Annotated in this window: 10 protein-coding genes, 1 riboswitch and 1 other annotated feature (1 of these 12 running past the window's edge); of the genes, 2 read left to right on the top strand and 8 right to left on the bottom strand. The window is 47.5% G+C overall.

The genetic code is table 11. The features are described from left to right. Window positions 1-49 precede the first annotated feature (49 nt). Together uvrC and DHAF_RS26115 are read left to right on the top strand one after the other, a co-directional pair. Window positions 50-1873, top strand: coding sequence for an excinuclease ABC subunit UvrC (uvrC, locus tag DHAF_RS15175; protein WP_011459922.1), 1824 nt, complete (start codon window positions 50-52; stop codon window positions 1871-1873). After that, on the top strand, window positions 1863-2018 hold the full coding sequence (locus DHAF_RS26115) for a hypothetical protein (protein ID WP_015944346.1): 156 nt from the start codon (window positions 1863-1865) through the stop codon (window positions 2016-2018). The genes uvrC and DHAF_RS26115 overlap by 11 nt, the downstream gene beginning before the upstream one ends. 198 nt (window positions 2019-2216) lie before the next feature. Here DHAF_RS26115 and DHAF_RS15180 read toward each other — a convergent pair whose 3' ends face one another. From DHAF_RS15180 to pepF, 8 genes are all read right to left on the bottom strand, one after another. Then, the gene (locus tag DHAF_RS15180) at window positions 2217-3041 is read right to left on the bottom strand and encodes a C40 family peptidase (protein WP_015944347.1); all 825 of its coding nucleotides are present in this window, start codon (window positions 3039-3041) and stop codon (window positions 2217-2219) included. A 3-nt stretch (window positions 3042-3044) separates the two neighbouring features. After that, window positions 3045-3181, bottom strand: a riboswitch (cyclic di-AMP (ydaO/yuaA leader). A gap of 913 nt (window positions 3182-4094) precedes the next feature. Further along, the gene (locus tag DHAF_RS15185; RefSeq protein WP_015944348.1) at window positions 4095-4337 is read right to left on the bottom strand and encodes a hypothetical protein; all 243 of its coding nucleotides are present in this window, start codon (window positions 4335-4337) and stop codon (window positions 4095-4097) included. A gap of 49 nt (window positions 4338-4386) precedes the next feature. Next, a complete protein-coding gene (locus tag DHAF_RS15190) occupies window positions 4387-4986 on the bottom strand; it encodes an HD domain-containing protein (protein ID WP_015944349.1) in 600 nt (199 codons plus the stop codon). After that, window positions 4946-5599, bottom strand: a complete 654-nt coding sequence (locus DHAF_RS15195) for a GNAT family N-acetyltransferase (protein WP_015944350.1) — start codon at window positions 5597-5599, stop codon at window positions 4946-4948. Before DHAF_RS15195 ends, DHAF_RS15190 begins: the two co-directional genes overlap by 41 nt. 35 nt (window positions 5600-5634) lie before the next feature. Then, the gene (locus tag DHAF_RS15200; protein WP_015944351.1) at window positions 5635-6534 is read right to left on the bottom strand and encodes an AAA-type ATPase lid domain-containing protein; all 900 of its coding nucleotides are present in this window, start codon (window positions 6532-6534) and stop codon (window positions 5635-5637) included. Between the two features lie 188 nt (window positions 6535-6722). Beyond that, window positions 6723-8009: an adenosylhomocysteinase gene (locus DHAF_RS15205; RefSeq protein ID WP_015944352.1), complete on the bottom strand. Its 1287-nt coding sequence runs from the start codon at window positions 8007-8009 to the stop codon at window positions 6723-6725. Window positions 8010-8039: 30 nt separating this feature from the next. Beyond that, complete coding sequence (locus DHAF_RS15210; RefSeq protein ID WP_011459925.1) at window positions 8040-8885, bottom strand: Mrp/NBP35 family ATP-binding protein; 846 nt, start codon at window positions 8883-8885, stop codon at window positions 8040-8042. Between the two features lie 838 nt (window positions 8886-9723). Then, window positions 9724-11523 carry an oligoendopeptidase F gene (gene pepF / locus DHAF_RS15215; protein WP_015944353.1) on the bottom strand — a complete coding sequence of 600 codons (1800 nt, stop codon included), beginning with the start codon at window positions 11521-11523 and terminating at the stop codon, window positions 9724-9726. 303 nt (window positions 11524-11826) lie between these two features. Beyond that, window positions 11827-12058 (top strand) — a binding site (T-box leader); it runs 5 nt beyond the window's last position.

Here is a 12058-nt window from a genome sequence, read left to right on the forward strand (position 1 = left end):
CAAGGTCCGATATGTTTGTCCCCGAGGGGGATGGGTCATTAAAGTTAGCTTGCATTACCGGCCATCTCCGACTAGAATAATACCGAGGTGTTCAAATATGGAGATACTTCGGGAAAAACTTAGCTTACTGCCGGATAAACCGGGTGTCTATCTGATGAAAGATGCATCCGGCCAAATTATCTATGTAGGAAAAGCGAAGGTTCTCAAAAACAGAGTCCGCTCCTACTTTACGGGATCCCATAATGGCAAAACCCAGCTGATGATCAGCCTGATTGCGGATTTTGAAACGATAATTACCGATTCCGAGGTAGAGGCATTACTCCTAGAGTGCAATCTGATTAAAAAACATAACCCCAAATATAATATTTTATTGCGGGATGATAAAACTTATCCTTTTATAACCATTACCGATGAAGCACATCCGCGGATTCTCGTAACACGACAAGTCAAAAAAGGGGCGGGAAAATACTATGGTCCCTACCCTAATGCTACAGCGGCTAAAGAAGCGGCCCGACTGCTCAACCGCCTCTTCCCTTTTCGCAAATGCCGGCAGATCCCCAACAAACCCTGTCTCTATTACCATCTTGGGCAATGCTTAGGCCCCTGTCAGGTAGACGTCCCCAAAGAAGCCTATGACAAAATCCGTAAAGAAGCGGCCGCTTTCCTTAAAGGAGACCAGGGAGCCATTCTTAAAGCCCTGGAGAAAAAAATGAAAGAGGCCTCGGAAAATCTGGAATTCGAAAGAGCCAAAGAATACCGGGACCTGATGGAGGATCTCAAAAAAGTTGGGGAAAAGCAGAACATCACCTTAAACGACTTCGTCGATCGGGATGTGGTGGGCTATGCCTATACTCAAGATCAACTTTGTATTCAGATCTTTTATTTGCGCCAGGGCAAACTGCTCTCCCGGGATAATTTCATTTTCCCTTATTACGAGGAACCGGAAGAAGCTTTTGTCTCTTTTCTGGCTCAGTTCTACACAGAGAGTTCTGCTCTTCCTCAAGAAATCCTCCTCCCTCCCCTGGATATCAGTGTGTTAACAAAGCTCTTCCCCATGGTCGTGCCGCAAAAAGGTCAAAAGCGGGATCTGGTGCAAATGGCCATGGAAAATGCTCAAACCACTTTACACGAACAGATTTCCATCGAAATACGGAACTTGACGGAATGCACCCAAGCTTTGGCGGAAATCGGCAACGCCTTAGGCATCCCTTCCCTCCGTACCATCGAGTCCTTTGATATTTCCAATATTGCCGGTACCCATAGTGTAGCAGGAATGATTCAGTTTCTTGATGGCAAACCTAATCGTAGTCAGTATCGCAAATTCAAGATTCAACCCATGCCGAATATGGATGATACGGCCTCCATGCACCAGGTGATTGAGCGCCGTTATGCCCGACTCCAGCAAGAAAACCTGCCGCTCCCGGATCTGATCCTGGTGGATGGAGGCAAGGGACAGATCCATGCCGCCCTGGCTGCTCTCCACAGCTTAAACGCTGCGATTCCTGTTGCCGGCATGGTCAAAAACGACAAGCACCAGACTTCGGCGTTAATCGACGCTATGGACCGCATTCACTCCTTGGATCGCCGTTCCGCCGGTTTTCGCTTGCTGGAACGGATTCAAAACGAGGTCCATCGCTTCGCTATTACCTTTCATAGACAGCAAAGGGCTAAAAGCATGACCCTTTCTGAATTGGACGGCATAGCAGGGGTCGGTCCCAAGCGCAGACAACAGCTCCTTAAGTTTTTTAAATCCATAGATAGTATCCGCCAGGCCACCCTTGAGGAACTGCAGCAATCCGGCCTTCCTGCCCCGGCAGCTGCGGCGGTCTATCAACATTTCAACTCTCATAAGGAGGAAAACCATGATTCTTAATTACCGTGTTGAACTCTGCCGCCAATGCTATTATAAGCGGATGAAACAATGTGCCAAGACGGACCTCTATATCCACAACCGGACATTGGCGGAGCTCGGCGGGGAATGCAAGAGCTATCTGCCGGTGCCCTGGCTGCCTTATTGACGATTAAAGCCAAATTACCAACCGGTTGGTAATTTGCTTCCGATCCGAAAAGATGGTCATAGCCTAATTTAGCAGACGGAAACAGAGCTGGGAGAGCTAAAAAGGAGTATCACTCACTGCTTTAAAAAAGCAATGAGGCGATACTCCTTCAGTATATTCCCCATTATGTTCCTTTGTCCCTATTGACAAGCCTATGAATTAGAAAACTCTCCTGGCTCCAAGGTAACGACCAGCATAATAACTGTCCGATAAGCCGGTGATCTTAATACCGCTTCTGGCGGCATGAATAAAGTTCTCTTCTCCTATATAGATTCCCACGTGGGACGCTCCGCTATCGTAAGTGGCGAAGAAGACCAAATCACCGATCTGAAGCTCGTCTTTGCTGACTGCTGTTCCTATTCCATATTGAGCATATGAGGTTCGGGGCAAGTCAATTCCTGAACCTTTAAATACATATTGAGTAAAACCGGAGCAATCAAAGCCATTCGTAGTCGTCCCGCCAAACACATAGGGGGTACCGATCAGCTTTTGGGCATTGTCGCTGATTTCTTCGACTTTGGAACTACCGCCACGGGAGATCTCCTGAACAGGAGCAGCCGCAGCTTGTCGCAAAGCCCGCTCTTGGGAAAGCTTTTCGATGTCCATCGCTGCCATCGTTTCTTCAGGGGTAGACACGATATCTTCCTGAGCCTCTTCTGTAAATTGCTGTGATTCCCTCTGACTATCCGTATCGGCAGCTACAGATACCGAAGCGTAAGCTAAGGCCATTGCTGCTGCTTCAGGTTGCCGGATCACATCCTTTTTTTCTGCTTGAACCTCAGGGGAGAGTACCGTATCGGCAACAGTTTGAGTTTGAGCCTGCTGAGTCTGAAATAATGAAGCGTTCCTTAAGAGAATAGATTCGGAGCTTGTCACAGGCACTGCGGCACTTCCAGGCCCATAGATGCCCGGGAGGCTGCTTACCAATAAGGTGCCGGATAACACCACACTGGCCACCCATCCCCTTTTAGAGGAAGAGTCCATGAATTTTCCACCTTTCGTCGCTTACGAGGTTAGTTGACGGATTCGGGCAAAAAGGTGCAAGCCCTACGCATGACTGCGATTCACCCCAAAAGATTATCCCCCGTTCCAGACACACGGTCCGGATTCAGCCCACATTTCTTATGCATTGTAGTATTCGCGAAAAATGCCTTTAATCCTTCACACAATTAATTATAAAAGTGATATATTTTGGAAATTTATTCTATTAATATCAGACTATTCACTCATTGGCTTTCTGTGCCTAAAGAAAGTAAGATAAAAGTAAAAACACCTCTCTCACGAGAGGTGCTGCTCTTTGAACCTTAGGACACCAACGAATAAATATTGCGCCATAGGTCAAGTAGGTTTTCCCACTGAGCTCCTGCAGTTTCCTGACAGGCGGTTTCCCTTTTCCCTCAGCCCAGAATGTCACCATTTCCAGCACTTGATCGCCACTAAGAACGCACTTTAATCCTCGTTGGTTTTCGCTCTAGAAGTTTTCCTTCACGCTCCGTGACGGTCTAGCCTCTTTTGCAGAAAAGAATTTCAGGCAAACTTAAGCTCATCGGCCAATGAACAGAAGTTCCTTCAGCCCTCCCAACTTCTCCACCTCAAGGCAGGCTACACTGCACTAAGTTCCTTCCTAATGCAGGTTCATACCCCAAGCCGTAACCAAAAGCAGCCACGAACTTAGGCCTCCACGGAAGAGGGTATCGCCCGCATGCCATTGCAGATCCCCCTCATCCTTAACTCCCAGCAGCAACCCTCGACTGGGCGTCGAAAGCCACCACCAGGAACTTCATCGGTATGCCCTTAGCGGATTCTTAGGCCCGCCTTCGACAGTCATTTTACGCACTAGAATAGCGCACCCTAGTTCAAAGAAGATTACATCGCTTATTGTACACCGAAACGAACAATTTTTAAAACGACCTTTGCCTATTCATATTCTCGATTGCCTTTGATAATGAATGAAAAAAAGCAACAAATTCAAAAAAGAGAGCTTTGCGCTCTCTTTTTGGCTTATTAAAACAATACCGGCAAAATCAATGGTGTTTATCAAACTGATTTGGCTTCAGATGCGGGTTTTCCGTCAGAAAAAATTTTTCGCAACATCACTTCGATACTTCCGGGCAAATCCCGTGCTGCTTGTTGAATCTGAACAGAACGCCAGTGGATTTCCTCCAATAAAACCTGAGTTCGCGGTGCGGAAATATAGGCTTGAGGCTGTTCTGGAGCAAACAAGCCTTTAGCTGCCATAAGTAAAATGAAGATGATTAAAATACGTCCCAACCAGCGCAATGGATATACTTCCTTTCCTCAAAAAAGATATATCCATAGTTTAACCAGCTTAGCCTTTTTTAAGCCTCATTTTTTCCAACTCAGACCAAAAATTCTCAGAATACAAAAAGAGCGGTTCAAAAAGCGCCCGTGCGGTCTGGGTGTGGATATGCTCATGGTAGTGACGAATCCTTTCACGGTAAAAGGATTCACAGGAATCCGGCCCAAAAAAAGGTTTTCCTTCTTTCCCCAACCAGACAAAAAGCCTGGCAATCCCCATAGGACCTACAAAATCCAATTTATCGGCATCATAAAGAATCTTTGCTTCCAACGTTTCCGGTTCATAGCCTTCCCGTGAGTGGGAAAGGACAGCTGCTTTAACAGCTTCAATAGTGTCTTCCGGGTATCCGCATTTATGCAGGATGCCACCGGCCAAGGCCGCACCGCTCTCAGCATGGGTTTTCGATAGGGTTCCGGAGCGGCCAATATCATGAAGAATAGCTGCCAGCTCCACAATCAATAGATCGGCACCCTCCTGTATCCCAATCTGCTTGCCCCATGCTCTGACCCGGAGAGCATGTTCCAGATCATGAGCCTGATCTTTACGGCCATAAATTCCCTGCACAGCGTTAATTACCTGGCTTAGAGGGTCTTGATTCGTTTCCGGCAAGGCAATCCCCCCGTTCGGAATTTGCGAACAAAATCTTTTCAAAATGATCGATACTGCTTTGGGAAAGGTTTTTACCATAGCGTACCGTAAGCATATTGGCCGGATGGGAACATATCTCCTCATCATCCGTCTCCCTTATGTGCAAACCTGCGCTTGACATAAGACGATCCATTACTTCACGGTACTCCCAAACCCGCAGCCCCGTCCTTTCCAAGTCCCAGTGCCAATAATACTCTGTAGCTATGACGACATGATTCTCCATAGCGGGATCAGAAAAAGCGACTTGCAGCAGTTTTTTCCCCACCCCAAGTCCCCGGACTTTTGGGGAAACCTCGATGGCCCCTAATTCCAAAAGTTCCGGAGGGCCTTTAGCCCACCGTTCAAAACAATCCGGGGGATGAAAGGTTACATAGCCCATAATATCATTCTCGATTCGGGCAATAATGATGCGGCCATCAGGAATTTCACTGATTTCAATCAAGGCTTCTTTTTGGCGCTTCGGAGGGCGGAATGCCCTCAAATCATCGTCAAAACTCAATTGACTTAAGCTCTCTGCCGTAACCGGCCCTTCAACAATAAGCTCCCCCTTGTGGGTCGGAAAGGTCTGTTTCACCCTGTATCCTCCTTACGCAACCTTGGTATGGTTGGTTATGGATTAAGATTATACCGCTTAAGCTTATTGTACAGTGTTGCTAAGGAAATGTTAAGAGCTCTTGCCGCTCTTTTCTTGCCTTCCAGTGTAAATCCATAGCGCTCCAAAGCACTTCGTAAAAGGATTTCCTCCATTCGCTCCAAAGGCATTACCCCGTGGCTGAAGCCATCTTCTTTGGATATTCCCAAATTGTCGCTAAGATGACGCTGGGAGATATGGGATTCGTTGGACAGGTGCATGGCTCTGTTGATAATTTGCTTTAGTTCATCCACATTCCCCGGCCACCGATAAGCTAAAAGAATTTCTTCTGCTTGTGGAGTCAGCCCCTGGATAGACTTTCTTAATTTCAAATTAAATACTCCGATATAATGCCGGACTAGGGGAAGGATATCTTCTTTTCTTTGCCGTAGGGGGGGAACAGCAATCTCCCATTGACTGCCATAATCATAGAGATCGGGATCAAAGGCCTTTTCCATTCTCATTAAATGAATATTTTGGGATGAACTCAGAAATGCTCTGATTTTTCTCTTTTCTATCTTTTCAAGAGCTTTATAGAGCTGATTCTGTTTGCCAAGGCTGAGGGTTGCCACTTCACGAAAATAGATACTGCCTCCCTCATAACGGTCCAGTTGCTTGCACTCAAAACCGGGAGCAAGTAGTTCGTGAATCATGTCCTCGTCCTTAATGCAATCCACCACAAGCAAGGGCTGCCGGGAGTGTTTACTCTCTTTATGCAGAAAGCCGGCTAAAAGTAGTTTACCCGTGCTGACCTCACCCTGAAACATAACCGGGGCATTTTCTTTAGCAGCTTTTCGACATCCCTCAACGGCCTGTCGCAGCCCTTTGCTCTCTCCGATGATATCCTGACTCAAGGAACGAACGAGAAACATCGGCATATCTATCCCCCCTACAATCACCCAAGACTTATCTGATGCTAATACAATGTATTGTTTCTATTGTATACTATAACAGAATAGAACAAAAGCTATTTTTCACTCTTTTACAATGTTTTTAAACAACAAAAAGGTCCTCATGACTGTTGATCATCAGGACCTGAATATTGAATTGTTTTAAAAGGCTCTTCTTAACTATGCTGCCAACTGGCGAGGTAGCTTTTTTGTTCCTCAGACAATTGATCGATGCTTAAACCTAAGGTTTTTAATTTTAACTCGGCCACTCGCATATCCATTTCCGTGGGGACGGAGTAAACTTTAGGCTCCAGGGGGGTTTTTGCTGTAGCAAGATAATGCAAGGCCAAGGCTTGCAAAGCAAAGGTCATGTCCATAACTTCGGCGGGATGACCGTCTCCTGCCGCCAAATTGACCAAGCGTCCTTCTGCCAGGAGGTAGATCTTCCGCCCATCCTGAAGCAGATATTCTTCAATATTGCGGCGAACCTCATGACAACTTTGGGCCATAGCCGCCAACTGGACTTTATTGACCTCCACATCGAAGTGACCGGCATTGGCGAGGATTGCTCCATCCTTCATGACTTGGAAGTGCTCACCTGAGATGACATTCTTATTTCCCGTTACTGTGACGAAGAAATCGCCTAAGGGAGCGGCAGCCAACATGGGCATCACTTCGAAGCCATCCATCCAAGCTTCATTGGCTTTAATCGGATTGACTTCACAGATAATCACCCGGGCACCTAAGCCTTTGGCCCGTAAAGCCACACCTTTGCCACACCAGCCATAGCCCACTACGCAAATCGTCTTGCCGGCCACCACCAGATTCGTGGTGCGCATGATCCCATCCCAGACCGATTGGCCTGTGCCATAGCGATTGTCAAAAAGGTATTTCATCTCAGCATCATTGACCGCCATCATGGGGAAGGCCAATTCACCGTTTTTCTCCATGGCGCGCAGTCTGAGGATGCCTGTCGTGGTCTCTTCAGCACCTCCCAGGACCTTAGGCAGCAGCTCCCGGCGCTCCTTGTGCAGGGTGGATACCAAATCTCCCCCATCATCAATAATATAATCCGGCTCAAAATCCAAAGCCTTGTGCAGGTGCTGATGGTACTCTTCATCGGTAGCACCATACCAGGCATGGGCATGGACACCGCCGGCTACCAAAGCAGCCACCACATCATCCTGGGTGGATAAAGGGTTGCTGGCCGCCACAGTAACTTCAGCTCCGCCCGCTTGAACCACTTTCGCCAGATAAGCTGTCTTGGCTTCTAAATGCAGGCAAATGGTCACTTTCTTGCCTTGAAAAGGCTGGGTTTTCTCAAACTCTTCTCTTAAGGTGTTGAGAACCGGCATATGGGCCTGCACCCAATCGATTTTTAATTGTCCTTGCGGTGCCAATCCGATGTCCCGAATCGTTGATTCCATATTATCCTGGCTAAGCCAGGTCACCCCCTCTTTCAATTTTAATTTTACCTTTTCTTTTTTCTGCTTTTACTTTTGCTTTTCCTGTATAACTTCAGCCAAATTCTTGGCAATTTGCGTAAAGCCAGCGGATTCATAATCCTCTATCTTGCCTAGATCCGACATGGTGGCCAAGACCGGATCAATGGGTAATTGACCAAGATAGGGAATCTCATTTTGAGCAGCTTCTGCTTCCCCATGGGGTTTTCCGAAAATCTCAATCCGCTCCTCACACTGAGGGCAGGCAACATAGGCCATATTTTCCACCAAGCCATATATCGTTGCATCGTATTTCTTGACCATATTGATGGCCTTGCGAACAATCATCCCCGCCAGCTGCTGAGGGCTGGTTACGATGACCACACCGGATACGGGCAAGGATTGCATGACAGTAATGGGGACATCTCCCGTTCCTGGCGGCAAATCGATGAGCAGATAATCCAGCTCTCCCCAAACGACATCTGTCCAGAACTGCTGTACCAGCTGGGTAATGATGGAACCACGCCAGATCACCGGATCGTCTTCGTTAGGAATCATGAGATTGAGGGACATCACTTTAATTCTATGAGAGGTTTCACCAGGAATAACCCCTACCTCATTCATATTGGCCTTATCCCTCAGTCCGAAAATTCTCGGAATGCTGGGTCCGGTTATATCCGCGTCTAAAATACCCACTTTAAAGCCTTGGCGCATTAAACTCACCGCCAGCATGGAGGTAACGGAGGATTTCCCCACGCCCCCTTTGCCGCTCATGACCGCGATGACATTTTTGATATTGCTAGCTTGTTGGGCTTTGGTTTTCTCCGGTTGTGTAGAAGGGCAGCTTCCTGTAGTACAGGAACTTGCCGATGGGCAGGAGCCGCAGGCGTCACTCATGATCTTTTCTTCCTTTCTTTCTGAGAATCAGCGTGTAAGGCTGAGTTCTTTTATAGCATAGATTTTAGGGCGGGTGTTTGTGCCTAATGGGGCGGCATCGGCAGAGGACGGGAAGCAGTTGCTTGTTTGTCTAATCTGTCCGATTTGTCCGGGTCGCCCGGGTCGCGTAGCTTTACGCACAACGCTCACTCCATAGCTCCAGGGCTGGTCAACTCGCTTTCTTAACAGCTACGCCAAACCTCAGGGTAATACCTGATGTGAACCGTGGCTCCGCTACGTTAAGAAAGTCTCGTTGACCTGACCGCCCCTCCGCTAAATCCGTTTCGCTTTTGTGCGCAAAACTACTGCTTGCGGGGACTTTTAGCTTTCCCTTTGGAGCCCCAGTGCCTGGACTCTTTGCGAGGCTTTGCAAGGCATTTCCAGGATCAGCTCGAGCCTTCTTCAGAGCCTTACAGATCGCCGACCCTGCCGCCCAAGCGGCGTCGGTAAAGACGGAAAAGGCGGCTTGAATAGAGCCACTTACTCCACATATCCTACAACGCCCTGCTCAGCTAAACCCGAAAAACGGCCCAAGGATTTTGATTTACACAAGGGAAGCGAATTTAAGCGAGCGGAAACAAAACTTCGCGAAAAGCACGCTGCGGAGAAAGGTTGGAAACAGGACGTTTCCAACCCGCCATTGAGCAGGAGCGATTTGGCGGGGCACCTTTCGGAGCGGGGGGCTTTTCGCGTTAGTTTTGTCCGCGCAGCTTATGGAGCGACCAGTGTAAATCAAAATCCTGGAGAATTCCGGATGACCCCGGAGAATCCTCGAGAACCCCTACCTTGGAGACTCAGCTTAAAGCAACCCCTCCAACCGATCCAACAGGCTCGTAAAGACCTGCAAGGCCTCCCTTACCGGCACCGGCGTCTCCATATCCACACCGGCTTCACGCAACAACTCAATCGGATAGTCGGAGCTGCCGCTGGATAGGAATCTAAGGTAACGCTCCACTGCCGGTTCCCCTTCGTCGAGAATTTTCCTCGCTAAGGCTGTGGCTGCCGAGAACCCTGTAGCGTATTTGTAAACGTAGAAAGCATTGTAAAAATGAGGGATTCTGGCCCATTCAATAGCAATTTGCGGGTCCATCACCACATCCGGTCCGTAGTAGTCCTCATTGAGCTTAAGATAAGTGCTGGATAACAATTCCGCAGTGAGGGCCTCCCCTTGTTCCACCAGAGCATGGGTTTTCTTTTCAAATTCCGCAAACATGGTCTGACGGAAAACAGTGCCTCTGAACTGCTCCAGATAATGATTCAGCAAATAGGCCAATAATTTGGGATCTTCCGTGGTTTTGAGCAAGTGGTCCATCACCAAAGCTTCATTGAGGGTAGAAGCCACTTCAGCCACAAAGATCTTGTAACCGGCATAGATATGAGGCTGAGTGCGGTTGGAAAAATAGGTATGGAGGGAATGCCCCATCTCATGAGCAATCGTAAACATCGAATCTAAAGTATCCTGATGATTGAGCAGCACATAAGGATGGGAACGGTAGGTCCCCCAGGAATAGGCACCGCTGGTTTTGCCCTGGTTTTCATAGACATCAATCCAGTGGGAAGTGAATCCTTCTTCCAAAACCTTGCCATAGTCGGAGCCTAAAGGTTTAAGCCCCTCCCGGCACATCGCCACGGCTTCCTGATAAGGAATCGTCATCTTGACCTCTGAGACAATGGGAACATAAATATCATACATATGTAGTTCGTCCAGCCCCAAGGCCTTCTTTCTCAGCTTGACATAACGATGCATTTCCGGTAAAAACTCACGGACGGTATCGATCAAGGCATCATAGACTCCTAAAGGAACTTTATCATCATGTAAGGAAGCCTCAATAGCCGAAGGGTAACGCCTGGCCCTGGCAAAAAAAACATCCCCTTTAATATTGGAGTTCAGGATGGCTGCCCAGGTATTAATTTGTTTTTGGTAGGTGCCATAAAGGGTTTCAAAAGCCTCTTGCCGCACCCTTCGGTTTTCGCTTTCCATGAACTGAATATAGTTTCCTTTGGTGAGCTCGACTTCCTCATCCTGCTCATTCTTAATACTGGGAAATTTAAGATCGGCATTATTGGCCATGCCAAAGATGGTGCTGGGGCCTTCAGCTATCTCGCCCATTTCAGCCAATAACTTTTCCTCTTGAGAGCTTAGTACATGTTCACGTTTACGCAAAATATCTTCTAAGGCGTGGTCATAAAGGGCCATTTTTTCATTCGCTTGGCGAAATTCCTGGAGCCTTCCTTCCGGCAAAGCGAGAATTTCCGGAACTACAAAAGCTAAAGCACTCCCCACCCGGACAGAAAGAGCACCGGCCCGATCCGTCAAAGCCTGATAATGAGCATTCCGGTTGTCTTCATCCCGGCGCATCCGTGCATAGGTGTAGATTTCACCTACACTTTGCCCCACTTCATCCATCCAGTCAAAGCAGGTTAACAAAGCCTCGGCACTATCCCCCAAATGCCCCTGGAATGATTCAGCCCGTTCCAAAAGCTTTTCGGCTTTAAGAAATTCCTCTTCCCAAGCTTGATCACTGGGGAAAATATCCTCAAGATGCCATTTATATTGCTCAGGGATTTCTGAACGTGTTTTTAGTTTAGCTTGTTCCATAAGCATTCCCTCCTTATTGACTTACCCTAATGCTTATTATACACAGGATGGGGAAAATTTAGCAAAATTAATGACCTATAAAAAGTGAAACAGGCAGCGTACGTTCCACTGCCTGTTTCTGCCACCTCGTCCACCTTATCTCCCAGGAAGGTTCCCCAACCTTCCAAACATTATTTTAACTTGCTTGTAAGGTTTCTGCAAGTTTAAAGTGTACAAATATCTAAAAATCAAGAATTTACTAAGTTTTGCTTTTCAATTGCACCAGTTCTTGATATAATTGTTAAAATCGAATTTCCAAATCAACGAACAACGATGAAAGAGAGCATCTGTTAGCCCAGACCTTCAGGGAACTAAAGTCGGAGACTGAAAGCTTTAGTGGTTGCTGGTAACAGAGATTCACTCTGGAGTTGCATTCCTGAACTCAAAGTAGGGAATGCCGGCCGCTTCCGTTAAGAGCCTTGATTCATTCCAGGATCATGTGAGTGGCTGTTGTACATACAGCAAAAAGGGTGGTACCGCGTGACTTAACTCGTCC

Origin of the sequence: Desulfitobacterium hafniense DCB-2 (assembly GCF_000021925.1) — a bacterium.
Taxonomy (GTDB): Bacteria; Bacillota; Desulfitobacteriia; order Desulfitobacteriales; family Desulfitobacteriaceae; genus Desulfitobacterium; species Desulfitobacterium hafniense.